The 25,620-nt window shown below is 72.1% G+C and carries 22 protein-coding genes; 14 read left to right on the forward strand and 8 right to left on the reverse strand.

From position 1 onward, the window contains the following. Positions 1-40 precede the first annotated feature (40 nt). Both AMK13_RS32905 and AMK13_RS32910 read right to left on the reverse strand, forming a co-directional pair. Positions 41-943, reverse strand: coding sequence for a hypothetical protein (locus AMK13_RS32905; protein ID WP_074005327.1), 903 nt, complete (start codon positions 941-943; stop codon positions 41-43). Positions 944-1,283: 340 nt separating this feature from the next. Beyond that, positions 1,284-2,231, reverse strand: coding sequence for a D-alanine--D-alanine ligase family protein (locus tag AMK13_RS32910; RefSeq protein ID WP_074005328.1), 948 nt, complete (start codon positions 2,229-2,231; stop codon positions 1,284-1,286). A 131-nt stretch (positions 2,232-2,362) separates the two neighbouring features. Between AMK13_RS32910 and AMK13_RS32915 the strand changes: the two genes are divergently transcribed. Further along, positions 2,363-3,760, forward strand: coding sequence for a UDP-N-acetylmuramoyl-tripeptide--D-alanyl-D-alanine ligase (locus tag AMK13_RS32915; protein ID WP_049653214.1), 1,398 nt, complete (start codon positions 2,363-2,365; stop codon positions 3,758-3,760). Here AMK13_RS32915 and murC read toward each other — a convergent pair whose 3' ends face one another. After that, entirely contained in the window at positions 3,761-5,188 is a 1,428-nt protein-coding gene (gene murC, locus AMK13_RS32920) for a UDP-N-acetylmuramate--L-alanine ligase (protein WP_074005329.1), read from the reverse strand. Between the two features lie 363 nt (positions 5,189-5,551). On the opposite strand from murC, the gene AMK13_RS32930 reads away from it, so the two are divergent. From AMK13_RS32930 to AMK13_RS32950, 5 genes are all read left to right on the forward strand, one after another. Further along, positions 5,552-6,523, forward strand: a complete 972-nt coding sequence (locus tag AMK13_RS32930) for a helix-turn-helix domain-containing protein (RefSeq protein WP_049653211.1) — start codon at positions 5,552-5,554, stop codon at positions 6,521-6,523. Further along, on the forward strand, positions 6,520-7,083 hold the full coding sequence (locus AMK13_RS32935) for a peptide deformylase (RefSeq protein ID WP_074005331.1): 564 nt from the start codon (positions 6,520-6,522) through the stop codon (positions 7,081-7,083). Before AMK13_RS32930 ends, AMK13_RS32935 begins: the two co-directional genes overlap by 4 nt. 425 nt (positions 7,084-7,508) lie before the next feature. Further along, positions 7,509-7,943, forward strand: coding sequence for a hypothetical protein (locus tag AMK13_RS32940; protein WP_049653206.1), 435 nt, complete (start codon positions 7,509-7,511; stop codon positions 7,941-7,943). A gap of 2 nt (positions 7,944-7,945) precedes the next feature. Continuing rightward, positions 7,946-10,000 carry a hypothetical protein gene (locus tag AMK13_RS32945; RefSeq protein WP_074005332.1) on the forward strand — a complete coding sequence of 685 codons (2,055 nt, stop codon included), beginning with the start codon at positions 7,946-7,948 and terminating at the stop codon, positions 9,998-10,000. Continuing rightward, entirely contained in the window at positions 9,997-10,818 is an 822-nt protein-coding gene (locus AMK13_RS32950) for a hypothetical protein (RefSeq protein WP_049653200.1), read from the forward strand. The genes AMK13_RS32945 and AMK13_RS32950 overlap by 4 nt, the downstream gene beginning before the upstream one ends. A 345-nt stretch (positions 10,819-11,163) precedes the next feature. On the opposite strand, the gene AMK13_RS32960 is transcribed toward AMK13_RS32950, so the two are convergent. After that, a complete protein-coding gene (locus AMK13_RS32960; RefSeq protein ID WP_049653198.1) occupies positions 11,164-11,610 on the reverse strand; it encodes a hypothetical protein in 447 nt (148 codons plus the stop codon). A gap of 359 nt (positions 11,611-11,969) precedes the next feature. Between AMK13_RS32960 and AMK13_RS32965 the strand changes: the two genes are divergently transcribed. The 4 genes from AMK13_RS32965 to AMK13_RS32980 all read left to right on the forward strand — a co-directional run bounded on the left by AMK13_RS32965 (position 11,970) and on the right by AMK13_RS32980 (position 15,055). After that, positions 11,970-13,349 carry an alpha/beta hydrolase gene (locus AMK13_RS32965; protein ID WP_074005334.1) on the forward strand — a complete coding sequence of 460 codons (1,380 nt, stop codon included), beginning with the start codon at positions 11,970-11,972 and terminating at the stop codon, positions 13,347-13,349. Between the two features lie 268 nt (positions 13,350-13,617). Beyond that, a complete protein-coding gene (locus AMK13_RS32970; RefSeq protein ID WP_074005335.1) occupies positions 13,618-14,064 on the forward strand; it encodes a peptidase inhibitor family I36 protein in 447 nt (148 codons plus the stop codon). Between the two features lie 59 nt (positions 14,065-14,123). Next, positions 14,124-14,564, forward strand: a complete 441-nt coding sequence (locus tag AMK13_RS32975; RefSeq protein WP_074005336.1) for a peptidase inhibitor family I36 protein — start codon at positions 14,124-14,126, stop codon at positions 14,562-14,564. Positions 14,565-14,620: 56 nt separating this feature from the next. Then, complete coding sequence (locus AMK13_RS32980; RefSeq protein WP_074005337.1) at positions 14,621-15,055, forward strand: peptidase inhibitor family I36 protein; 435 nt, start codon at positions 14,621-14,623, stop codon at positions 15,053-15,055. Between the two features lie 97 nt (positions 15,056-15,152). On the opposite strand, the gene AMK13_RS45370 is transcribed toward AMK13_RS32980, so the two are convergent. The 4 genes from AMK13_RS45370 to AMK13_RS33000 form a co-directional block, all read right to left on the reverse strand. Next, on the reverse strand, positions 15,153-16,337 hold the full coding sequence (locus tag AMK13_RS45370; RefSeq protein WP_074005338.1) for a nucleotidyl transferase AbiEii/AbiGii toxin family protein: 1,185 nt from the start codon (positions 16,335-16,337) through the stop codon (positions 15,153-15,155). Positions 16,338-16,543: 206 nt separating this feature from the next. Further along, complete coding sequence (locus tag AMK13_RS32990; protein ID WP_074005339.1) at positions 16,544-17,272, reverse strand: heparin lyase I family protein; 729 nt, start codon at positions 17,270-17,272, stop codon at positions 16,544-16,546. 153 nt (positions 17,273-17,425) lie between these two features. Then, a complete protein-coding gene (locus tag AMK13_RS32995) occupies positions 17,426-18,856 on the reverse strand; it encodes a uracil-xanthine permease family protein (protein ID WP_074005340.1) in 1,431 nt (476 codons plus the stop codon). Positions 18,857-19,053: 197 nt separating this feature from the next. Continuing rightward, complete coding sequence (locus AMK13_RS33000) at positions 19,054-20,505, reverse strand: transcriptional regulator (protein WP_074005341.1); 1,452 nt, start codon at positions 20,503-20,505, stop codon at positions 19,054-19,056. A 187-nt stretch (positions 20,506-20,692) separates the two neighbouring features. On the opposite strand from AMK13_RS33000, the gene AMK13_RS33005 reads away from it, so the two are divergent. The 4 genes from AMK13_RS33005 to AMK13_RS33020 all read left to right on the forward strand — a co-directional run bounded on the left by AMK13_RS33005 (position 20,693) and on the right by AMK13_RS33020 (position 25,547). Further along, positions 20,693-21,439 carry a DUF4232 domain-containing protein gene (locus AMK13_RS33005; RefSeq protein WP_074005342.1) on the forward strand — a complete coding sequence of 249 codons (747 nt, stop codon included), beginning with the start codon at positions 20,693-20,695 and terminating at the stop codon, positions 21,437-21,439. A gap of 148 nt (positions 21,440-21,587) precedes the next feature. Further along, positions 21,588-24,599, forward strand: coding sequence for an AfsR/SARP family transcriptional regulator (locus tag AMK13_RS46120; RefSeq protein ID WP_074005343.1), 3,012 nt, complete (start codon positions 21,588-21,590; stop codon positions 24,597-24,599). Between the two features lie 163 nt (positions 24,600-24,762). After that, entirely contained in the window at positions 24,763-25,248 is a 486-nt protein-coding gene (locus AMK13_RS33015) for a RipA family octameric membrane protein (protein ID WP_053112619.1), read from the forward strand. Then, entirely contained in the window at positions 25,245-25,547 is a 303-nt protein-coding gene (locus tag AMK13_RS33020) for a DUF7701 domain-containing protein (RefSeq protein WP_074005344.1), read from the forward strand. The genes AMK13_RS33015 and AMK13_RS33020 overlap by 4 nt, the downstream gene beginning before the upstream one ends. Positions 25,548-25,620 lie beyond the last annotated feature (73 nt).

The raw sequence follows: 25,620 nt of genomic DNA on the forward strand, positions 1-25,620 counted from the left end.
GGGCTCGGTCGCCCCGGGGAGGCTGAGCGGGCAGCGTCCGTCACCGGTTGCGGCGGCGTGCCTCGTTCAGGGCCTCGGTCGCCCGAAGAACCTCCCTGGCGGCTTCCTTGATTTCCTGCGAGGCTTCCTTGAGTTCCCAGGACTGGCCTTCCAGGTTCCCCAGCTTGTTCGCGGCGCTCGCCAGCATGCTCGCGATGCTCTCCAGGCCCCGCAGCCGTTGGGCGGCCGCCGCGAGCGCCGCCGCGTTGCCTTCCAGGCCCTTCAGCCCGTCTGCGGCATCCGCCAGGGTGCAAGCGCTGTCCTCCAAACCCTTCAGGTCGCGTGCCGCCCGGCTGAGCGTGTTGGCGTTGTCCTCCAGCCCGTGCAGCGAGCGGGCGGCATCCTGCAGGAGCATGGCGGTGTCTTCGGAAACGCCGCCGCGGTGGTTGCGCAGCTCCGCGAACTCGGAGGTGGCCAGCTTGAGGACGGAGGCGAGTTCTGGGGCCGACTTCGCGAACTCGTCGAGGGCCGGGCCGAGGCGTTCGGCGAACTCGGCCTGGGCCTCACGGATGAGCTCGCCGAGGTCGGCCTTGGTGAGGTCCCCGAGCCCTTCGAGCGCGTCGACCCCGTCGGCCTCGCGAGCCTTCTTCCAGTCGAGAAGCAACTCGACCGAGAACGCCCCGCTGCGAGGGCCGTCGATCACCTTGTGGTGGACGGTGCAGAGCAGGATCAGGTTGGAGAAATGGTTGCGCTCGGCTTCCGACCAGGTGGGCTCGGCGCGGGGGCCGTTGTCCTCCAGTGCACGGATGTGGGCGATCTGAAGGTTCTGGATGGGATCGCCCTCGACCATACGGACGGTGGGCTCCTTGCATTCGGGCCAGTAGCAGCCGCCGCGGGCCAGGGTGAGGAGCCCGGCGACGGTGCCGCTGCTGTAGTTGCGGCGTGGCTTCTTCGGCGAAGTCATGTTCTTCTCCTATCGATTGACTGTGTCTCGGTAACCGTAGGAGTCACCACTGACACTCAAAGTGTCCATGGCGTCACGCTTGGTGCCTGGCTGAGTGGTTGTCACACGAAACCGGTCCGCACGGGTGCGCCGGCCGGTGCCGTCGGAGCGGGCCGTTCGGCGCGCCGGGGGCCGGAAGCATCCCGGCTCCACTCCGACCGGCCGCGATGCTGCACAGGAAGTCGGTGAGGTCGACTTCCTGTGCGGGAGTCAGGGGCGGGGTGGTGTTGGCGGTGTGGGTGCGGGCACGGCGAAGCGGCCGCGTGGATGTCGGCTGCCGACAGCGGCAGGTCGGCGGTGTTCACGGTCGGTACCCGTTCGCCCGGGCAGCGGCGAGCATGGTCTGGATCAGGGTGTCGTAGCTGATCCCGGCGGCTGCGGCCATGGTGGCGAGGTTGCCGTGGGTGGAGAGTCCGGGGAGCGTGTTGATCTCCAACCAGTGGACCTCGCCGTCGGGGGTGACGAGGAAGTCCGAGCGCGAGTGGCCCGAGCAGTGCAGCACCTGGTGGGCGCGGACGGCCGCGCGGGAGATGGTGGCGAGGGCGGCGTCCGGGAGTTGGGCGGGGCAGCGGTAGCGGTGGCCGGCGGGGTCGCGCTTGGCCTTGTGGTCGTAGAACTCGGCGGTGGTGGGGACGGTCTCCAGCGGCGGGAGCACGACCAGGGCGCCGTCCTTCTCCAGGACGCCGCAGGTTACGGCGCTGCCTTCCTTGAACGGTTCGACGAACCACTCGCCGCCGCGGGTGTCGTGGGTGAGCGTGGCGGTGAGCGAGTTGAGGTCCCTGAAGACGCGCATGCCGATCGATCCGCCCTCCGAGGTGGGCTTGAGGATGACCGGCAGGCCCAGCTCCTCCACGCACGCCCGGGCGGTTTCCTCGGGGTCGTCGTGGCCCCGGAACGGGATGTGCGGCAGCACGGTGACGCCGCCGGCGAGGACGAGGGTCTTGGCGGTGGGCTTGTGCATCGCCATCGCGCTGGCCAGGACCCCGGAGCCCGTGTAGGGGACGCCGAGGCTGTCCAGGAGGCCCTGGAGCTTGCCGTCCTCGGCCCATTGGCCGGCGAGGGCGAGGAACGCGACGTCGGCTTCGCGGACGCGGTCGGCGAAGTCCTCGTCGGTGGGGTTGAGGACGAAGTGCGGCAGGCCCTGGCGGGCCAGGGACTCACGTACGGCCTCGCCGGAGATCAGCGAGCGGTCGCGTTCGCCGGAGCGGCCGCCGGTGACGAGAGCGATACGACGTTCAGCTGCAGACATGCTCATCTTCCTTTTGTCGCAGTCTGGTTCGGAATGCGCCGGATGACGGGAGGGGCGTCGGGGAGCCGCTAGCGTCGAGGGCAGGCCGCCCCGGGACGAGCGGGCGGGTGCGTCGACGGATCGGAGCCACCATGGTCCCCATGACCCTGCAAGAGATCGCCGAGGCTGTCGGGGGCGCTCCGCACGACGCCCCCGATCCGGGTGCCGTGGTGGACCGGCCCGGGGTGATCGACTCGCGGCTGGTGGAGCCGGGGGCGCTGTTCATCGCGCTGCCGGGCGAGCACACGGACGGGCACCGGTTCGCCGAGGCCGCCGTCCGCGCCGGGGCGACGGCGGTGCTGGCGGCCCGGCCGGTCGGGGTGCCGGCGATCGTGGTGCCGGACGTCCAGGACGCGATGGGCGCGCTGGCCCGCGCGGTGCTGGACCGGCTGAAGGCGCCGACGGTGATCGGGCTGACCGGCTCGGCCGGGAAGACCAGCACCAAGGACCTGCTGGCCCAGGTGCTGGAGACCATGGACACCACCGTGGCCACGCCGCTGTCGTTCAACGGCGAGATCGGCCTGCCGCTGACCGTCTTCCGGGCGGACGAGAGCACCCGCCTGCTGGTGCTGGAGATGGGCTCGCGCGGCGCCGGGCACATCAAGTACCTGACGGGGATCGTCCCGCCGAAGGTCGGCCTGGTGCTGAACGTCGGGACCGCGCACGTGGGCGAGTTCGGCGGCGGGAAGGAGTCGATCGCCGTCGCGAAGGGCGAACTCGTCGAGGCCTTGCCCGTCGACGGCTTGGCGGTGCTGAACGCCGACGACCCGTACGTCATGTCGATGGCGCCGCGTACGGTCGCGCCGGTCCTGACGTTCGGGGCGCGGGCCGGGGACGTGCGGGCCGTCGACATCGAGCTGGACGGAGCGGGCCGGCCCTCGTTCACCCTCACGTACAGGGGCGAGAGCGCCCCGGTGAAGCTGGGGCTGTACGGCGCCCACCACGTGTCCAACGCGACGGCCGCCGCCGCGGTGGCGATCGGGCTGGGTGCGAGCGTGCGGCAGGCGGCGGAGGCGCTGACCGGTGCCCGGCAGCTGACGCCGGGCCGGATGGACGTCACCGAGCGGCCGGACGGCGTGACGGTGATCAACGACGCGTTCAACGCGAACCCCGAATCGATGGCCGTGGCCTTGTCCGCGCTCACCGCCATGGCCGGCGGCGGACGCAGGACGGTGGCGGTGCTGGGCGAGATGCGGGAGTTGGGCGAGGAGTCCGACGCCCACCACGCGGAGCTGGGCCGCATGGTGGCCCGGAACGGTGTCACGGACCTGATCGCGGTCGGCGGCGCGGAGGCCGCCCTGGTTCACGCGAGCGCGGTCGACGGCGGAGTGACGGCGACGCTGGTCCCGGACCGCGACGCCGCCCTCGACCTGCTGCTGACCTACCTCAAGCCCGGAGACGTGGTGCTGGTGAAGGGCTCCCACAGCGTCGGGCTTGAGGACGCCGCGATGCGGCTCGCCAAACCCGACGCCATGGGACTCACCGGCTGACTACGCGGCCCGGACCGTCGCCGGGGCCTCGGCCAACCGCAGCAGTACCGCCCTGCCGACGCGGCCGGCGGTCCCGGTGCCCATCGTCACCACCAGGTCGCCGGGCCCGGCCAGCTCGGCGACCACATCCGCCGCATCGCGCCCGTCACCCGCGGTGTGGGCCCGGCCGCCGCAGGCGACGACCTGCGCGGCCATCGGCGCGGTGCTGACCCCGGTGAGCGGGGACTCGACCGAAGCGTGCACGTCCAGGAGGACGACCTCGTCGGCCGCCGCGAGCCGACGCCCCATCTCCTCGCCGAGGGCGGCGGTACGGGTCCAGCCGGTGGGCTCGAACACCGCGATCACCCGGCCCTCGGTGAGCATCCGGGCGGTGGCCAGGTCGGCGGTGATCTCACTCGGGTGGTGGGCGTAGGAGTCCAGCACCGTCACCCCGGCGTGGGTGCCGGTGGTGGTGAGCCTGCGCTTGATGCCCTGGAAGGCGTTGATGCCGGCCACCAGGTCGGCGGGTTCGGTGCCGAGCACCCGGCCGGTAGCGAACGCGGCGGCGGCGTTCAGCGCGTTGTGCCGCCCGGGGACGGCCACGGTGAACTCGTGCCACGACCCGTCCGTGTCCTGCACGGTGACGTGGCTGGCGGCCCCGTCCCACAGCACGCGCAGCACCCGCACGTCGGCGTCCTTGGCCTCGCCGACCGTGACCACGCGCGGGCCGGGCGCCGCCTGCAGGCGCTCGATCAGCAGCCGGGCGCCCGGGTCGTCGGAGGAGACGACCAGGATGGAGCTGTTGCGGGCCAGTCGCTCGAAGACGTCCAGGACGTCGTTCAGGTCGACGTACTGCTCGGGGTGGTCGTCGTCCACGTTCAGGACGACGGCGACCTGCGGGTGGTAGCGGCCGGCGGTGCGGTCGCTCTCGTCCGCCTCGGCGACCAGGAGGCCGCCGAAGCCCTGGTGGGCGTTGGGGTGGTCGACCGGGGTGCCGCCGATGGCGTACGAGGGGTCGAGGTGGGCCAGGGCGGCGCTGAGGATGCCGGTGGTCATGGTCTTGCCGTGGGTGCCTGCCACGGCGACGGACTGCTCGGCGGCGGCGATCACGCGGGCCAGCACGTCCGAGCGGTGCACCACCGGGATGCCGGAGCGGCGGGCAGCGGCGACCTCGGGGTTGCCCGGGGTCACCGCGCTGGACCACACGAGGACGGTGGCGTCGGCGGGGAGGTTGCCGGCGGTGTGGCCGATGGCGACCGAGGCACCGGCGTCCTCCAGCTCGCGCAGGGCGGTGGTGTCGTCGGTGTCGGAGCCGGACACCCGGCTACCGCTTTCCAGCAGGAGGCGGGCGAGGGCCGACATGCCGGCGCCGCCGACGCCCACGAAGTGCGGGCGGGTCAAGTCGATGGGGCCGTCGTGGACGGGGACGATCACGTTCCTGGTTTCCATGCTGTGCGCTCCAGTTCGGAGTCCAGCCCGTGAAGGGCGATGAGTGGAAGGGCGCTGCGCGCAGGTGCCGCCGTCCCGCGCCGAGTCGGCCGCCGGGTGAGCACCGAGTCGGGCCGAATCGAAGTCGTCGTGCACGATGACGCCGAGGACCGCGCCGGCCGGATCGCGATGCTGACCTCGGTGGCGGGACGGGGCTCGTACACGGCCAACCCCTCTCGGCAGAACGGAAGGTGGGCGGTTGGTACTGGTCAGGCGCTTGAAGTGCGGGCCCGATGGGGCAATGACAACCGGAGGCAGGACCGTGACGGGATGGTGAGCTAAGGTCACTCACGGTTCATTCATCACTCACTGGGGGCGGAGCGGATGGAACCGACGGCCAGCCACGACGCGGTCGACCAGGCCATGGAGGCGTTCGCCGCCGAAGTCGCCCACTGGCGCGAGGTGCGCGGCCTCTCCAAACGCGCGCTGGCCGGGAAGATGGGCTTCGACCCCTCGTACGTCAGCCACGTGGAGTCCGGCCGCCACAAGCCGACCGAGGAGTTCGCCCGCCTCGCCGACGAGACCCTCAATGCCGGGAAAGCCGTTTGGCGGCGCTGGCTCGACTACGACGCAGCCCGCTCCCGAAGCCGCACCCCGACCGCCCCGCCGACACCTCGCCGAGCCGATCAGCCCTACGCCTCCGGGGCCGCGATCGTGGTCGAACATGACGAGGCCGCACTCCAATTCGACGGCTCCACCTACCGGTTGACCATGCGCCGCCGCCTACGGAACACGGGCGCCGAGCCCATCACCCGCTACCTCATCCGCATCGCCGTCGACCGCTACCCCGGCGAACCCGAGCGCTCCAACGCCCACTACCGTGGGCACCCACTGACCTGGGACGAACTGGCGCTCAGCGCCTCGTGCCAGGGCGAGGACATGCGGTGGCAGGCCAAGCACGACCGCGACGCCTTCAAGGAGGTCTGGCTCCTGTTCGACAACGAGCACGGCCGCTTCCCGCTCTACCCGGGCGACGCGACCTGGATCGAGTACGCCTACAGCGTCGGCGCCGACAAGTGGGGCCACTGGTTCCAGCGCGCCGTCCGCCTGCCCACCGAACACCTCGCCGTCCGCCTCGACTTCCCCAGCGCCCTCGACCCGGTCGTGTGGGGCACCGAGACCTCCATGACCGCCGAGGCCGTTCCCCTGCGCACCGCCGTCAGCCGCCATGACGACGGCGAGCGCCGGCACTTCGCCTGGGCCACAGACGACCCACCGCTGCACGCCCGCTTCCGCCTCGAATGGCGCTTCCGCGCCACCGCCGACAACCAGCAACAGACCAAGGAGACCAGGTGATCGAGGTGCGGCCAAGCCAGCAGATGCAGTCCCTCGGCGTGATCCAGCAAGGCACCCCCATCCTCAACCACCCCGCCCAGCCCTTCGACCTACCGGCCGAACGCACCGCCGCCCAGGACGTCATCGACGAACTGTTCACCGCCGTCGACCGCATCGGCCGCGTCCACTCCTTCGCCAAGGGCATGGGGCTCGCCGCCCCACAGATCGGCATCCCCCGCGCCGCCGCCCTCGTCCTTCCCCCGACCGCCGACGCCGACCCGATCATCCTGCTCAACCCCAAGGTCACCGCCGTCTCCGACGAGACCGACGAACAGTACGAGGGCTGCCTCAGCTTCTTCGACGTCCGCGGCATGGTCCCCCGCCCGCTGCGCATGGACGTCGCCGCCGCCACCCTCGACGGTGCCATCACCACAGCCACCTACGAGTTCGGCCTCGCCCGCCTCATCGCCCACGAGATCGACCACCTCGACGGCCTCCTCTACACCGACCGCATGCGCCCCGATGTCCACCCGATTCCGGTCGAGGAGTACCGGGGAACCGGCTCAACCTGGGCCTACTGACCAATGCCGCTGCAGCGCCCCGGGCTGCGTCACGGCCTGCCGGTCGGAAGAGTGGCAGCGTACCCCTTCGAGCCGGGGGGCGAGGAGGCGCCTGTGTCTCGGGGCCTGTCGGAGCCTTGGTATAGCTGGTTCGGTGGAGCTCTCCAGTCTGACGGCGAATTCACGCCAGCCTGAGCTCGCCGTTCGGTCGTGGTTGGGGACGCGCTAGTCGAACAGCATCCGCCTGGCGCCCATCGAAGACTGTGTGAGTGTCGGGAAGTGTGCCGTGTGCAGGATTCGAACGAGTGCGGGCCGCCCACTCGGCACGCTGGAGCCTCCAAGGACGGGATCCAGTCGATGTGCACGTTCCGCTTGTGTGATGTCACGCTCCGTTCGCATTCTTTCGGGATGTGGCCCATCGTCTCGGGCCGGATGAGAGGTGAGCGATGAGTGCTGCCGAGATCGACATGATGGACCTGGCGACGCGTGCGTCCGAGGCGCTGGCTGCGGAGGTGGCTCGATCCGGGTGGGGCTTGGTCCGGGAAAAGATCGCCCGTTTCCTGCGACGTGATGAACCAGCGGTGGTGGAGCGGCAGTTGGCAGAACTGGACGTCGCCGGCGAGAGATGCGGCCCGAACGGTGACGGGGACCCGGAGGCGCTGAGGGCGCAGTGCTTCTGGCAACTTGGAATGTATCTGCAGCGTAACCCCGACGCGGTTGAAGAGCTGGAGCAACTGCTTACTGACCTGGGAGTTGGGGGCAGGGCTGCGGGCGCGGTGATGAACGCGAACGGGAACACCAACAGCGTGGTCATTCAGGCTGGTGGCAACGTGAGTACGGGGAAGGGCTCCATCACCGCTTCCACGCGGCCCAGGAGGTAACAGTGGAGCGGCTGATGGAGGAGCCCGGCCTTGAGTCCTTCGGGGGCCAACGAGCTGATGGCAATCACCGGTCGGTGGTCGTCCAGGCCCAGGCTGCCGACGGGGCCAACGCGGTCGCCGTGGTCAACATCCATGAGAAGGAACTGCTGCCCGTCCACTCCGTCGAGCCATCGGTGATCTCGGTGGTGCGGCAGGCATGGGTCAGGATCGATCGCGATGGTGAAGAGGTCCTCGCCGCAGAAGCCGTCCGTGACGTGCTCCTTCGTGGAGGCGGGCTGGCAGTTGTGGCCGGCGACGAAGGCACTGGCCGTTATGCCACCGCTGTCCGGGCCCTGACCATGATGGACAAGCCTCGTCGGAGCGAGGGCAGGCCCTCGCTGGAGCTTTGGCAGATCACGCCGGACTGGGACCCGCCGGACAGCAGCCTGCTCCCGATCGGGGAGAACTGCGGATATCTCTTGAACGTCTCCGCCGAGATCGCCGACTGGTCGAAGGAGATGCCGTCGAAGCTGAGCGGCCACGGCCGTCGGCTCGCGGAGATCGGATCCTGCCTGATCGTGATCGCCGGCCGCGACGGCTGGCCCACCATGGGACATGAAGCGGCCGCCGTAGTCCAGGCTCGACCGCCCGCACCCCGACACCTGGTCAGCTCGCACCTCAGCTTGTTTCACCGTCGTACGGAACTCGTCGAGCGGCTGCAGTCCGGATACGAGCCCAAGGAGAACCAGCAGGACCTTGCCCAGCTGGTGACTGACGGCATGCACCCGGCAGATGCCGCCGAACTCGCCCGGCTGCTCGCAGGCGCAGCCGACAGCGAGCAGGAGCTCGCAGCGGCAGTCGAACGGTTCACCGGATGGCGCGACTACGTCACCGGGTTCTTCGGGCGGACCGTCGAACGACCGGAGGACCGCGCCCTGCTCCTGGCAGCGGTGCTCTTGGAAGGGGCCAGCCCCTCCCAAGTGCACCAAGCCGCCCGAGATCTACTCGGAGAGAAAGTCGACGACAGCGTGCGCAACGCCCTGTCGGGTCTGGATTTGGGAAGCCGTCTGCGTGACGCAGGAGCAAAGGTCAGCGACAATAAGGTGACCTTCACCCACCGGCCCGGCTACGGCTATGCGGTGCTCAGGCACATCTGGACCGAACTTGCCGACGCACAGAGCCACATCAGAAAGTGGATCGCGCGGATCACGGCCAAGGGAGAGATCGGGGCTGACCGGCTCGACACCATTGCCGAGCTGCTGGCGAAACTGGCAGCCGAGCACAATGACAGCACTGTCCTGCCCAGCCCGGCCACCCGGAGTGCTCCAGCGGCGCTCAGCCGTGGCGACGCCGCTGCCCGGATGCTCTCCTCCGCAGCGCAGCATCCGGTTCTCGGTGCGACGGTGCGCAAGCAACTGCGGGAGAACTGGGCGCAGAGCAAAGACCAAGAGGTCGCCAGAGTCGCCGCCCTGGTGTGCCAGGGCACGTTCGCCGCGAGATTTCCCGGTCAAGCTCTGGTACGCCTCCGGCACATCCTCGCTCGGGACGCTGACGATCAGGCCAACGGCGAGGCGGGAAGGGCGCTGCGCGCGTTGGTGAGCGAGCACGGCAAGCTGGCCTTGACCTGGGCAGCCGTCAATGACTGGATCGGACCACCGGACAGCAGCACACCCGGCAGGGCCAGCAGGTCACGCGCTGGCCGACGGGCCTTCCTCGCCCTGGCAGACCTGACCGCCGATCCGTACCCGACGGAGCTCCTGCTTGCCGCAGCGCGCCACGACGAGTCCGTCACTGACAAGATCGTCGCAGGATGGAATGACACCCTGCCAGACAAGGCCCTCGCTCATACCTGTGAGAGCACCCTCGCGGCCTGGGCCGAGGCCAGTATCGACGGCTCTCTGCCGGGCGAGCAGGTTCTCGACCTCGTGGAGCGGATTGTCAGCGGTCGCATCGGACTCGATCCGGTTGCGGCCATCGTCGTTGGCCGTGAGATCGATGCCGAGACGAAGGCCATGCGTGAGTTCCGCCGGCGGTTGATCAGCCGGCGCTTCCCGGCCGCCCGGCCGGAGCCATCGTGAGCCAGCCCGGCGCGACCCGTGCGCAGCGGCGGGCACTGCGGCGTGAGGTGACCGCGTTCCCTGCCGTCCTGCCCACCTGCTACCCGGACATCGCCTTCACTGCGGAGATCACTGCCACCGCGTACCCCGACCACCTGCCGGGATACGACAGACCGGCCCTCGCACGGCTCATCCGCACTTCGCTTCGTAGAGCGGCAGTGGATGCCGCCGCTCAGCTGGATCCGGCCGACCTGCCAGGTGCGAGGGATGCCCTGGCCGACCATCTGGCAGGTCCGCGTCCGTTGGCCGGATACCCAGATCACGTCCTGAGGGCCGAGGCCACCGTGGTTCTGGACCGCGCCGCCACCGAAGCTACTGCTGCAGTGATGCGCGCCCGCCAGAATCAGGGAGTGGAGGACGCCGTCTTCCTCCAGGCGGCCAGAGCTCGCGCCCTCGCGCTTGCCGACCCGGCGATCCTGGCCGCAGCTCTGACCATGCCCGACACGGGAACGTGGGCGGATCATCTCAAAGACTTCAAGTTGACCGATGAGGATTCCAGGACCCACTTCACCAAGGCTCTGGCCGGTCTGTCGCAGTTGCTCGCGACCGCCCGCAAACCGTCCACTGATCCGACCGATCTCCAAGTTCTGGAGATCTTGCGCACGTTCTTCTCCCGTTTCGACCAGCTGCATCAGCGGAGGCTGCTCGTCACCTTCACGTCCGACTACATGAGGACTGCCGGCCACGGCGACCTTGCGACCGAGCTTGAAGAGGCCCTCGACATCCACGACGGTGCCGAGTCGGCGGAGGAGGCCGACCGGCCGGAGCCGGCGAGATGAGAACCACCCTCCTGCGCTGGTTGCTCGCCCCACGGACTAGCTGGTGCGCCTGGCGCCTCACCCGGGCGGCCTCCGAGCAGATCGATTTCGATACCGCCTGGCGAGCTGCCCGGGTGCGATTGCACCGTGACGAGCTTGAGTTCCGAGCTCACGGGCACCGGTCGCCCGGGAAACCAGGAGGCCGAGTCGAGCGGTCGGCGACGCCACACAGCCTCGACTGACGGTTCCCGTCGACCCCGTGCGCGTGGCCTCGGAGCAACTGTTCATAGACGAGGCCGTGGAACTCGCTCATGAGCGGCGTTGCCGACTCATGCCGGCTCCTGGCCTGCCAGTGGGCGGCACGGATCAGGCGTGGTCGGCCGCGGAGTATGCGGCCCGGAACTCCTGGGTGGTCACGAAGGCCGAACCGCGTACCGCATGCGGCCGGCCGGTGGCGACGAGCTGCCAGGCCGCCTCGGCGGCGGCTCGCTGCTTGTCCAGCCGGTGCCGTTCGACGACGGTTGTGAACTCCTCGGGTATCTGTCGCTCATCGACGACACCAGCCAGCGCCATGTCGCCCGTGGGGCCCATGCCGTAGGTCTGCAGCTTTGACCAGCCAAGTTCGCGCGCTGCCTTGCGCATTGCCGATCGGATGAGGGGGACGCCGCCGAGTTCCTCGGCCTCCTGGGCGGTCAGGCGCAGCTCGTACGACCCGCCGTAGCCGCCGGCATCTGCCGGGCACGTGCGGCGCAGGAGGGGGATCAGGACAGCGACCAGCTTCTGGTGCAGCGGGTCATTCGTATAGGAAGCCATGTCGGGAGCGTAGCCGCGGCCTCTGACACGGCGAGTCTCGTCGGCGGTGGGTCGCGCTCGCCGGACGGAAGTCATACACGGCCGATAATGTCATGATTTGTAATAATTTAAGAAAAGATCTTCCCAGGTGCAGGCGTGGGTGGTGGTGAGGGGGAGGACGGGCATCCGGGGGTCATGCCGGTCCGTTGACCAGTTGACAGGTGTGGCGTCAGGGCTGATCGGCAACAGGGGGCCGTCCGGGGACTTCCGGCTCGCTCCCCGGGCGAATCCCGCTCGGGTGCTCGCCTTCGCCGCCGTCCCGGGCGCAGGCTGCTTCCGTGACCGCGTCGCACGGGCGCGGTGCGAGCGGAAGGACTCACATGACGAGCACGCGCGGCCGCATCGCCGCTCTGCTGGGCGCCGTCGCGGTGGTCGCCGGCACCACCCTGGCCACCCCCGCAGCCGCCACGGACAGGCCAGGCGGCGGGATCACCGGGCAGGCACCCTGTCCGGACGCGCCCGAGTTCACCTGCGGGACCCTCACCGTCCCGCTCGACCACAGCGGCGCCGTCCCCGGCACCCTCGACCTCGCCGTTGCCATCAGCGGCAACACCAAGGCCCCCAAAGGCGACCTGCTGTTCCTCTCCGGCGGCCCCGGCCAGGCCAGCGTCCCGACGGTGCGGCAGATGGCGGGCAAGCTGGAGCCCGTCCTCAAGGACTACCGCCTGGTCATGTACGACCAGCGCGGCACCGGCCGGGGCGCGCTCCAGTGCCCCGGCCTCCAGGAGGACATGGGCTCCTCCGACCTCGCCGTGCCGCGCAAGCAGTCGATCGCCGACTGCGCCGCCGCCCTCGGCCCGAACGCCCGCTTCTACAGCACCGCCGACACCGTCGCCGACATCGACCTGCTGCGCCGAGCCCTCGGCGCCCGACGGCTGACCCTGGACGGCGTCTCGTACGGCACCATCGTCGCCGAGCGGTACGCGTTCGCCCACCCGTCCCGGGTGGCCCGCCTGGTGCTGGACTCGGTGGCGCCGCCAGGGGGTTTCGACCCCCTCGACCTGGCCGCGATGCCCGCGACCGCCCGGGTGCTGCGGGCCGCCTGCCAGGCCACCGGCTGCACCACCGACCCGGCCGCCGACCTCGCCGCCACCGTCCGCCGGTACGGCAACGGGGTGCAGGTCCTGAGCGCGCTCACCGGCTACGAGTTCATCGACCCGGACTTCGGCGGGGTCCCGGAGGCGCTGCACGAGGCCGCCGCCGGGCAGCCCGCCAAGCTCCAGGACCTCTTCGACCTCGTCCACCAGGTGGTCGACGCCGCACCGGCCGAGGATCTGAGCCAGGGCCTGCACTCCGCCACCGTCTGCGCGGACGCGCGCTTCCCGTGGGGCAGCACCGACACCCCCGTCGAGGGCCGGGCGGCGGCGCTGGAGCGCACCCGGCAGCGGCTGACCGCCGAGCAGACCTGGCCGTACGACCCGGCGACCGCGACCGGGCTCGGCAGCCTCCTGGTCTGCCTGGACTGGCCGCGCGAGCCGGTGCCGCCGATCCCGCCGGCGCACCGCAGGCTGCCGGACGTGCCGGTGCTGCTGCTCGGCGGCGACCGCGACATCGCGACGCCGTACGAACTGCTCTACGAGCAGGCGAAGTTGGCGCACGACCCGCAGATCGTGATCGTGCCGGGTGCGGCGCACTCGGTGCAGAACCGGGCGGCGAACCCGGCCGGACGGCAGGCGGTGTACGACTTCCTGCTGAAGTAGCCGAAGCAGCCGAAGCAGCCGGGGAACGGAAAGCCCGGGGCCCGGACCGCAGCCACCGCGGTCCGGGCCCCGTCGGCGTCCGCGGGCCGCGCTACCTATGCCCGGACGCCTACGGTCCGGCCAGGTCGCCGACTTAGGTCGCCGGCGCCGGTTCCCCATGCAGTCGGATGACCGATGCGTCCCGCCTGCCCTCGCCGCCACAGTGGTGCTGCTCCGCGAACGAACGTCGGAGCGCCCCCTGGGCAGTTGAAGAGCAGAGGAGACCATCATGATGAACCTGCGGCGACTGGCGACGAGGCTCGCGGTGGGTGCCGCCACGGTGGCCGGGGTGCTCGCCGCCACGACGACGACGGCGAGCGCCGACATCCTCACCTCGATCGAGACCGGTCCCGGCAAGTGCCCCGCCAACTGGGTGTGCCTGTGGAGCGAGAACAACTACATCGTGGGGAACCCGAAGGGCGGGGTCGACTACGGGGCCGTGGGCGCGAACGAGAACACCCCGGACCTGGCGGCGTTCAAGTACGAGAGCAAGCTCTGGCGCTGGAAGGGCATGGCGGACGAGGCCTCCTCGGTCGTGAACAACACCGGGAGCAGCATCTGCTTCTACGAGCACAGCAACTACGGCGGCCTGGAGTTCAAGATCGGCCCCCGGGAGAAGTGGGCCTCCGTCCCGTCGTGGATCAACGACAAGATCAGCTCCTTCAAGTTCTGCTGACCTGCCCCCTCCCTTCCTCCCTCCCCTCCTTCCCCTTTCCTCGACCTGAACGGATCGTCATGAAGCTCTCCAGGAACCTGGCCAAGCTGGGCCTGTCCGCCGCCGCCGCCGTCGGCCTGATCGTCACCGGGGCGACCTCCGCGAGCGCCACCAACGTCTACGACATCGGCCACGGGGCCGGGTCGTGCCCCGACGGCTACGTCTGCCTGTGGTCGGAGGCCAACTTCATCCGGGGCGGGACCATCAACGACGCGAAGTTCGGCTCCTTCGCGTCGAACCAGGACACCGGCGACATGGGCAAGCTCCAGAAGCGCAGCTCCGGTGGGGACAAGGGCATGCAGGACATCACCTCGTCGGTGCTGAACAACACCGGGAGCAGCATCTGCTTCTACGAGAACAACTGGTACACCGGCCTGGAGTTCAAGATCGGCCCTGGGGAGCACTGGCCCTACGTCCCATCGTGGATCAACGACAAGATCAGCTCCTTCAAGTACTGCTGACCCCCCATCGCCTCGACCCCCACCTCGACTCCCCACCTCGACCTGAACGGATCGTCATGAAGCTTTCCCAGAAGATGACCAGGCTCGGCCTGTGCGCGGCCGCCGCCGTCGGACTGGTCGTGACCGTGTCGGGCTCCGCCAGCGCCAACACGATCCTCGGCATCGGTCAGGGCGCCGGCGCGTGCCCCACCAACTACGTCTGCCTGTGGACCGAGAACAGCTACGTCGGCAACACGGGCTCCACCGGCAAGTTCCCGGCGATCGCCTCGGACCAGAACATCAGCGACATGGGCAAGCTGGAACGGAAGAACGGCCTGTGGACGGGGATGCAGGACGTCACGTCGTCGGTGGTGAACAACACCGGGAGCAGCATCTGCTTCTACGAGAACAACGACTACGGCGGCCTGGAGTTCAGGATCGGCCCCTGGGAACGGTGGCCCTCCCTCCCGTCGTGGATCAACGACAAGATCAGCTCCTTCAAGTACTGCTGATCCGCCGCAGGACCCGGCCGACCCCCGCGGCCGTGTGAAACCGTAGGCCCGGACCGCATCCACGGCGGTCCGGGCCTACGGTCCGGAGCGGGGTGCCTCAGTCTGTCGGTGGCCGCTCGGTCAGCTTCTGCTGCCGCCTGGCCTGCTTGGCGGCCTTGCGGTCGGCCTTGGTCATCGCGCCGGAATCCGTGCCGGCGGGGGCGTCGACGGCCGCCGGGGCGGTGCCGGAGGGGCTCGCCGGCTGCGCCGGGGGCTCGGCCTTGGACTTGCGCAGACTCTTGGCAACCCTCTCCAGGGTCCGTCCGATCTCCCGGAGGCGCTCCCACTCCGCGGGCTCGAAGTCGCCCGTGTGGTCCTTCCGGTAGCGGCCCAGTTCCTGCGTGAACTGGGCCGCTTTCTTCAGGCCGTGGTGGATGAGCTCGTCGTTGTCCGCGTTCTCGGCCAGTACGTCCGCCAGTTCCCCCTCGGCGGTGATCTGCGAGTAGAGGGTCAGCAGGTCACGGGCGTCCCGCTGCCGCTTCTCCGCCAGGACCTCTCCCTCCTTCTCCTTGCGCATGGCGAAGGCGGTCACCTTGTCCGTGAACAGGCGCAGCGGCGCCACGACCGTCAGGGGGACCCGGGCGGAGCTCTCGTGCACCTGCATGTCCCGCGTCTCCGTGGGCACTTTGCCCAGCGTGACGCTGACCTCGGCCCCGCCGAACGTGCCCTTCACCGTCGTGCCGTTGGCGTCCGTGCCCGCTTCGTCCTGCAGCAGGGCTTCGAGGTACGCGACGACCTGCCGGCGCAGCTCCGGGTCCTGGCCCTCGGGGTCGGCGATGTGGAGCCGCAGATCGAGGTCCTGGACGGGCCGTGCGGCCTTCAGCGCGGCCACCCCGCCTCCGCCGCCGATGCTCAGGTGCAGCCCGCTGAGACCCAGCCGGTCCTTGACGTCGTCGTTGATGACCCGTTCCAACGTGGCCGCGACGCCGAGTCGGAACTCGGATTCGGCGTCGGTGTCCGATCCGCCTTCGGCGCGCTGGACGGCGGCCGGAGGACGGGCCGGGACGTGGCCGACGGTGTGTCGGTGCTGTTCGGGCCGGGCCTGGGAGTGGCCGGCCTGGGAATGGCCGGTCTGGGATCGGCCGGTCTGGGATCGGCCGGTCTGGCGGAGCATCTGGACGACCGCGGCGTTGCCGACCGTGGCCTGGAGGCCGAGCAGCCGCGTGGGCGGGGCGGGGCTGGGCTTGCGGGCAGGGGTACGGCCGCCTGTCTCGGTGGCTCTGGTGGTCTCGTGATCGTGCAAGGAAGGCTCTCCACGGGCGCGGGGCGGTCGACTCCTCCTTGATACTGGGCGGGGGCGAACCAGTGCCAGGTACGGGCGGGCAGCAAAGGTTGCCCGGGCGGGCAACGCGCCGGTACGTGCGCGAACTCGCCTGCGGGGCAGGTGGCCACGACTCCGCCGGACAGTGGGCCCGGACCGCGTCCGGCGCGGTCCGGGCCCACGGCTGTTCACGAGCCGGCGGTGGCCGCCTCCAGGGTGGTGGCCATCACCGGGCTGGTGAAGGTGTTCGTCGCGTCGCCCGTGGAGGGGTGGTACGAGCCCCACTTGAGGTAGTTGCGGTCGCCGTCCCAGGTGGTGCCCTTGAACGTGCCCGAGCCCGTGGTGAACGTCTGCTTCACGCCGTCGAACCAGAAGTCGATGGTGCCGTCCGTGCGGCCCAGGCGGATCTTCAGCGCGTACGAGTGCCAGGTGTTGTTGGTGGTCTGCGCGGTCCACAGGGAGTGCGCCACGTGGGCGGTGTCCCACTCCTGGAGGCGGACGCGCCCGTTGACGATGTCGATCTCGATCGGGTGGTTGGCGGTGTCGGTGCTCGGCGAGCACTTCAGCTGGAAGACGTACCGGCTGTTGGTGTCCTTGATGTCCACCTTGGACGACCAGCCCAGGTAGAAGGTGTCGCCCTCCTTCAGGTCCGGGCTGAGCGTCTCGCAGCGCTCCTCACCGGCGGCCTGGAAGGCCCGCCACACGCTGCCCTTCACGGAGTCCTTCACCACGCCGAAGTTGTTCGCCGCGCACTGGACGGCCTTGAACGAGGACGGGCCCGTGCTGGTGCTCGGCGTCCACAGGACCTTGCCCGCGGCGGCGGGGCTGCTGGCGGAGGCCTGGCCGCAGGTGAGCGCCAGCGTGGCGAGGGCGGCGGCCGCGGCGGCGGCCTTGCGGCGGTGCGTCAGAACGGACATGCCTCTCCCGGGGGGATGAGTGGCCGATACGAGCGAGCAGTGATTCGACCAGCAAACCGCCCCGCCCGACCAGACGAAACGGCCGACGGAAGGTCCTTTTCGGACACTTCCGCCGGCCGTCCTCCGGGGTGAACCCGGCCCCGCTCCCGTCCGTTACGGGGTGCGCGGTGCCCCGGTTCCCCCGGTGCCCCCGGCGCCCCCGGCGCCTTCCGCGTTCTCGTCGTACGAGGAGGTGCCCTCGTCCAGCAGCGGCTCCTGTGTCTTGAGGTGCGCCGGCGCCAGCGCCCGCAGCGCGTGGTAGCCGGTGATGACGACCAGCGTGCCGAGCGCGATGCCGCTGATGCTGAAGGTGTCGGTGAACTTCAGCGACACGTTGCCGATGCCGATGATGATGCCCGCCGCGGCCGGCACCAGGTTCAGCGGGTTGCGCAGGTCGACCTGGGCCCTGGTCCAGATCTGCGCGCCGAGCAGGCCGATCATGCCGTAGAGGATCACGGTGATGCCGCCGAGCACCCCGCCGGGGATCGCGGCGACGATCGCGCCGAACTTCGGGCACAGGCCGAACAGCAGGGCGAAGCCGGCGGCGCACCAGTAGGCGGCCGTCGAGTAGACCCGGGTGGCGGCCATGACGCCGATGTTCTCCGAGTACGTGGTGTTCGGCGGGCCGCCGACGGCGGTGGAGAGCATGGAGCCGATGCCGTCCGCCGAGATCGCGGTGCCGAGCTTGTCGTCCAGGTTGGAGCCGGTCATCTCGCCGACCGCCTTGACGTGCCCGGCGTTCTCGGCGACCAGCGCGATCACCACGGGCAGCGCCACCAGGATCGCCGACCACTGGAAGGACGGGCCGTGGAAGGTCGGCAGGCCGATCCAGTCCGCCTTGCCGACACCCGACAGGTCCAGGCGCCAGTGGTCGGTCATGTGCCCGCCGCCGTCCACCGAGTGGATCTTCCCGAAGACCCGGTCGAACAGCCAGGAGATCCCGTACCCGAACAGCAGCCCCAGGAAGATCGCCACCCGCGACCAGAAGCCGCGCAGGCACACCACGGCCAGACCGGTGAACAGCATCACCAGCAGCGCCGTCCACTGGTCCTGCGGCCAGTACGTCGAGGCGGTCACCGGGGCGAGGTTGAAGCCGATCAGCATGACCACCGCGCCGGTGACGATCGGCGGCATCGTGGCGTGGATGATCCGCGCCCCGAACCGCTGGACCGCCACCCCGACCAGGAACAGCACCACGCCCACCACGAACACCGCGCCGGTCACCGTCGCGCTGGTGCCGCCCTGCGCCCGGATCACCGCCGCCACGCCCACGAAGGACAGCGAGCAGCCCAGGTAGCTGGGCACCCGGCCCTTGGTGGCCAGCAGGAAGATCACGGTCGCCACGCCGGACATCATGATCGCGAGGTTCGGGTCGAGCCCCATCAGCACGGGCGCCACGAAGCTCGCCCCGAACATCGCCACCACGTGCTGGGCGCCCAGGCCTACCGTGCGGGGCCAGGAGAGCCGTTCGTCGGGACGGACCACCGCCCCCGGCGCGGGCGTACGCCCGTCGCCGTGCAGCTTCCAGCGCACGCCGAGATCCATGGTGTTTCGCTTTCTCTGTACTTCCGAGGAACTGTCCGCACCATTGTGGTGGCCGCCGGGTGCCCTGGCGATCACCCGGCCCGCGCGTGAGCTGCGCGGACGTGTGGTAACAGCCGTCGGAGTCGGTTCCTCCGCTTGGTCCCGGCCCGCCCGGCGCGGGCGGTTCGTCCGGTTCGCCGGGCTCGGCTTCCGAGGGCTCAGCGCGGCCGGCGCTCCCACTCGCTGCCGCCCAACGGGTAGTCGTAGCCCGGCCGCCCGGTGGCCCCGCTGGTACGGAACGGCGTGTTGCCCGCGGCGACGCGCATCGTGCCCTTGCGCCCGCCGCTGGACCAGTCCAGGGTCAGCTCCCAGCGCACGTCGTGCGCCCGGGTGCGCGCGGTGACGTAGAAGACCTCGGGATCGGACTCGCTGACCTTGCGCGGGAAGGAGCGCTGCCCGCCCCGGGCGGTGACCGTCGGACTGCCGCTGTCCAGGTCGATGTCGAAGGAGGCGCTCTCCACCCCGCCGCCGCAGCCCACCCCCATCGCGTAGTCGTTCCAGGGGAGCGGCGCGCCCTTGGTCACGACCCGTACGTGCAGCGCCTCCAGGACGACGGTGTCCTTCCCGGTGCCCTGGACGGTCAGCGCGACCCGCTGCTCCCCGGAGGCGACCGCGCCGTACGCGGCGGCCCAGCGCGGCGCCTCCGGCTCGTTGGCGGGCGGGCCGACCTGCTGGGGCGGGCTGTCGACGAGGAAGTGCTGGTAGCACGGGTTCTCGTAGACGTAGGGGCGGGTCGCGATCCTCAGCGGCGCCGGGTCGGTGGTGGCGGTGGCGGTGGGCGAGGCGCTCGCGGAGACGCCCGGGCCGGCCTCACCGGCCCCGCCCGGGTCGGAGCTGGTGAGGCCGGAACCGGCCGCGGTGCCGGGCGCGGAGTCGGAGGGCGAGGGGGCGGCGGAGGGCGCCTGGCCCGCGCCGCCCGGGGGAGTGGACGCGGAGGCGCCCGGCGTCGAGGGCCCGGCACCGCCCGGCTGGCCGGTGTCGGTGGCCACCGCCTCGGCGGCGCCGGCCGGGCGCTGGTCGGCGGCCGCCTCCGCGCTCCCACCGTTGGCCCCGTTCCCGTGCCCGCCGGAGGGGACGAGGCTGAAGGCCACCGCCCCCAGCACGGCCGCCGCGGTGACGGCGGCCAGCAGCACCCGGCGCCGGCCCCGCCCCGGCGCGGGGCCCCCGGACGGCACGCCGACGGCGACCGGCTCGTCGCCCCCGCCGTCCGGCGGCCCGTCCGGCGCCGGCTCGGACGGCGCCGGCCCGGTGTCCGCCTCCCGTACGGGCTCCGGGACGGGAGCGGGTACGGCCGCAGGTACGGCGGCGGCAGCGGCCGCGGAGGCCCCCGCCTCCTGCCCCGGCCGGGCCCGGCGCGCCCCGTCGGCCAGGATCCAGCGCCGGTGCAGTTCCATCAGCTCCTGCGGCGTCGCCCGGCAGAGCCGCGCCAGGCGGTCCAGCGGCGCGAACTCGGGCGGCACCACGGCGCCGATGCAGTAGCGGTGCAGCGTCGAGGTGCTCAGGTGCAGGCGCTTGGCCAGCGTCCCGTAGCTGAGCCCCGAACGCTCCTTCAGTTCCCCCAGCAGTGCCGCGAGATCGTCCGCCGCCGGGCTCCCCGTCGCGTGCGGCATTCCCATCGTCCAACCCCCATGTCTCATCCCCGTGTTCCAGGGCCCCGGCATCCCCCCTGCTCAGGGCCCCTCCCAGTGTCCCAGCGTCCCTGACCGGCCGTTGACCGTGGCGGCTGGGACGGGCCACCGGGCAGGCTCCGGTCATCCAAGCACCACACCGAACGATCTTCGAAGAGGCCACGCCCACATGCTCGGCATCCGCACCGCCCGTACCTCCCGCACCCGCCTCCTGGCCGCCGTCGCGACCGCCGCGCTCGCCGCGCTCACCCTGACGGCGTGCAACGACGACGCGGGGGACGCGGGCGGCAAGGGGACCTCCGCGAACTCCCCGGCGCCCACCGCCCCGCCCGCCGCGAGCGCCCCCGCCCCGGCGGCCCCCGCCCCCGCACCCGCCACCGGTGCCCCCGCCGCGACCGGCGCCCCGGCCCAGACCGGCTCGCCCGCCTCCGCCAAGCCCTCCGCGAAGGCCCCCGCCGCCCCGAAGCCCCCGAGCCTCGCGGACGGCAAGGCCGTCACCTGTGAGGGTTCCGTCACCAAGACCGTCGCGGCCCCGCTGACCCGCCCGGTCAACCACCTGCTGCTGACCGTCACCAACACCGGCAGCGCCCCCTGCTACCTCTACGGCTACCCGGCCGTGCGCTTCGGCGAGGCCCAGTCGGTGCCGCCGGTCATCGAGGACTCCAAGCCGCAGGCCGTCGTCACGCTCAAGCCCGGCGAGTCCGGCTACGCCTCGGTGAACCTGTCCGCCACCGACGGCAGCGGCGGCCACGGCCGCACCGAGACCTCGCTGGCCGTCTACTTCCACGGCCCCTCCGGCAACGAGAGCGTCGGCGCGGGAAGCAACCCTTCGCTGCCCGCCAAGGGTCTGTACATCGACGACTCGCTCAAGGTCAGCTACTGGCAGCAGTCCATGGACGACGCCGTCACCTCGTAGTCCCCGGACCAGGCGGGGCGGCGGGGCCGGTGCCCGCCGCCCCGCCGCCCGCGGTGCGCCGCCCCGCCCGTTCGTGGGCGACGCTCCGCGACCGACGGATCGCGTGCTGTCATATGCTTGTCATATACATCTGATCCAAGGGGGGTGCGTGGAGTTCCGACTGCTGGGCTCGGTGACCGTGGTGGCCGCGGACGGCCGCGAGCTTCCGGCCGGATCGGCCAAGCGCCGCAGCCTGCTGGCCATGCTCCTGCTGAACCCCGGAGCACCGGTCACGGTCGAGCGGCTCACCGAGACCCTCTGGGACGAGGAACCGCCCCGGCACTCGCGCACCGTCATCCACAACCACGTCTCCGGGCTGCGCTCCCTGCTCACCGCCCACGACGCCCCCGCCGCCGGCGTCGAACTCGTCACCGACAACGGCGCCTACCGGCTGCGGACACCCGACCAGGCCGTGGACACCGTACGGTTCGACCGCCTGGTGGCCCGCGCCCGCTCCCTGGACGACGCCGCCCGGGCCGCCGCCGACCTGCGCGAGGCACTCGCCCTGTGGCGGGGCCCCGCCCTGGCCGGCACCACCGCCGGCCTGCCGCTGCAGTCCGCCGCCCGGGCCCTGGAGGAACGGCGGCTGGCCGCCGTCGAGGACCTGGCCCGCGCCCACGGCCGGCTCGGCGACCACTGCGCGGCCGCCGGCCTCCTGCACACCGAGGCCACCGCCGACCCGCTGCGCGAACCGCTGGTCGCCCACCTCATGCACGCGCTCGGCCGCGCGGGGCGCCGCTCCGAGGCCCTCGACTGGTTCCACCGCACCCGCCGGGCCCTCGCCGAGGAACTCGGCATCGACCCCGGACCGGAACTCACCGACGCCTACGCCCGCCTGCTGCGCACCGACACCCCGCCGAGCCGCCCCGACGCCGCCCCGCGCCCCGCCCTGCCGCCGGGCCGCTCCGACCGGGTGCCGCCCGCCCGGCACCCGAGCGACCAGGAACCGCCGGACCGCCTGGCGTCCGACCGCCCGGCCTTCGACCCCGTGCCGCCCACGCGGGTCCCCACCGTCGGCGGCCTGGCCTCCGTCCCCGACCAGCGGCCCGCCCCCGCACCCGCACCCGCGCTCGCACCGGTCACCGCCCGCCCCCCGGCAGCACCCGCCGCCACCGCCGCGCAGCACACCCCCTGGCCCTTCCCCCGCCGCCCGCGCGGCTTCGCCGGCCGGGAGGACGAACTGGCCGCGCTCGACCGGGCCACCGCCGCCCCCGGCGCCGTCGCCCTGCTCACCGGCGGCGCCGGCGTCGGCAAGACCACCCTCGCCCTGTCCTGGGCGCACCGCCGCCACCAGGACTTCCCCGACGGCCGGCTCTTCGTCGACCTGTGCGGCCACAGCCCGCTGCCCGAGCGCGACACCGCCGCCGTCCTGCGCGAACTGCTGCTCGCCCTGGGCCTGCCCGTCGAGCGGATGCCCGCCACCGCCGAGGCGATGGGCGCCCGCTACCGCGAACTGACCGCCGGGCGCCGGATGCTGATCGTCCTGGACAACGCCCGCCGCTCCGACCAGGTGCGCCCGCTGCTGCCCGACGGCGACGACTGCGTCACCCTGGTCACCAGCCGCGACCGGCTCGGCGGCCTGGTCGCCTCCGACGCCGCCCGCCCCGTGCCACTCGCCGAACTCTCCTCCCCGCAGGCCGTCACCCTGCTCGCCGCGACCCTCGGCCCCGACCTGGTCGCCGCCGAACCCGAGGCCGCCGCCCGCCTGGCCGACCTGTGCGACGGCCTGCCGCTGGCCCTGCGGCTGGCCGCCGCCCGCCTGGCCACCGGCCCGGCCCGCGCGCTGGCCGCCCTCGCCGACGAACTCGCCGACGAGCAGGACCGCCTGGACCTCCTCGACGTCGAGGACACCAGCGTCGCCGCCGCGCTCGCCCTGACCGTCCAGCACCTGGGCGAACCCGCCCGCCGGACGTTCCGCAGCCTCGGCGCCCACACCGGCGCCACCCTCGACAGCCGCACCGCCGCCGCCCTGGCCGGCTGCCGCCCCGACGAGGCCGCCGCCGCCCTCGCCCAACTGGCCACCGCCCACCTGATCGTGCAGATCGGCCGGGACGCCTACACCCTGCACGACCTGGTCCGCCTCTACGCCCGCAGCCTGCCCGGCGACACCGACACCCAGGTGCTGCCCCGCCTGCTCGACCACCTGCTCAACACCCTCCTCACCGCCTGCGCCGCCGCCGAACCGGGCAGCGAACCGTGCTGCGCCCTGCCGCCCGGCACCCGCCGCCCCGCCGAGGTCCGCCCCTTCCCCGACCGGGCGAGCGCCCTCGCCTGGTACGCCGCCGAACGCGACACCCTGCGCGGCGCCGTCGAGGCGGCCGTCGCCGCCGGACTGCACGACCGCGCCTGGCGCCTGGTGCTGCTCCAGTGGCCGCTGATCGTCTGGCAGGTCCGGGACGGCTGGGCGCCGCTGCTCGAACACGGCCTGGCCGCCGCCGAGGCCGACCGCGACCCCGGCGCCCAGTCCCGCGCCCGGGCCCTGCTCGGCTGGGTCCTGCTGGAGGAGGGCCGCCCCGACCAGGCCCTCGACCACCTGGAACGCGCCCCCGACCTCGCCGCCCGGGCCGGCGACGGCTGCGCCCAGGCCGTCGCCCTGGTCAACCACGCCGTCGCGCTCGCCCGCCACGGCGACCACACCGGCCGGGCCCGGGTGCACGGCCTGCTGCTGAAGGCCCTGTCCCTGGCCGAACGGGCCGGCCGCGCCGACCTCGTCGGCCTCGCCCGCCAGTACCTGGCCCACGAGTGCCTGGCCGCCGGCGCCCACGAGGAGGCCGCCCAGCACGCCGCCCGCGGCCTGGCCGTCGCCGAACCGCCCTTCCCGGTCACCCGCCGGGTGGTCCTGCAGACCCTCTACGGCCGCGCCCTGGCCGCCACCGGCCACCCCGAGGAGGCCGCCCGCCACCTCGGCGCCGCGCTGCGCACCGCCCGCGCGCACCAGTACGGGGAGGGCGAGTCGGAGGCGGGCGCCGCGCTGCGCGCCCTGTCGGACGGCGGCGCCGCGGTGGCCGGCGCCGTCGCGCCCGCCGTCGCGTCGCCGGGCACCGCGGCGCCCGGCACGGCCGTGCACGCCACCGCCCCCGGCGGCCCGGCGTACGCGCGGCCGTCGACCTACCCGCGCTGACCGGACCCTCGCCGACCGGACCCGCGCTGACCGGACCCACCGCCGGCGGCCGGGCACCCCCGCGCAGCACTGGCGGGCCCGCCCGAAGGGAAGGATGGACACAACGGGGGAAGCCCGGGCAGCGGGCGAAGCCGGCACACCACCTGCCCGAGGGGGATGCGCGATGACCACGCCGCCGGAGCCGAACCGTCGGTCCGAACTGCTGGAGCTGTACCTGCTCGCCGTGGAGATGGCCGACCGGGTCTCGGCCCGCCGGGGCAGCGCCAACACCTTCTTCCTGTCCGTGCAGACCGCGCTGGTCACCCTGATCGGCTTCGGCATACCGAAGTTGTCCGAGTCCCCGTGGTGGGTGCCGACCGCCGTCGCGCTGGCCGGCATCACCCTCTCCGGCGCCTGGTGGATGCAGCTGCGCAGCTACCGGGACCTCAACGGCGCCAAGTTCCAGGTCATCAACAGCCTGGAGGAGAAGCTGTCCGCGCGGATCTACACCGACGAGTGGGACGCCCTCAGGAACACCGCGGCGGCCGGCCGGCGCCACCGGCACTACACCGAACTCGGCACCACGGAACGGCTCGTGCCGATGATATTCGCGGCGGCCCATCTGATCCTGCTCACCGGCACGCTCGTCAGCGGCACACTGGCCGTATGAGCCACCTCGACCCCATCGCCGACCTGATCCGCTCCTGCCTGCCCACGGAGGCCAGACCCCCCGAGGGCGCCGACGACCTGTTCCGCCTCTACGCCGTGCTGCTCCAGGCCAAGGGCGAGCAGGTCACCGACGAGGACGTCCACAACGCCTGGACGGCCTGGACCCAGACCACCGACGACACCCACCGGGCCCTGGTGCCCTTCCACGACCTCGACGCCCGCACCCGCGCCCTGGACGCCCCGTACACCCTCGCCATCCGCACCGCCGCCCGCCGGCTCCACCGCCCCGCCACGGCCTGAGGACGGCCGCGGCCCGAGGACGGCCGCAGCCGGGGGACGGCGACGGGCCCGCGGCGGGGGAGCGGCCCCGGCC

The sequence above is a fragment of the Streptomyces sp. CB02056 genome (genome assembly GCF_001905545.1).
Lineage (GTDB): Bacteria > Actinomycetota > Actinomycetes > Streptomycetales > Streptomycetaceae > Kitasatospora.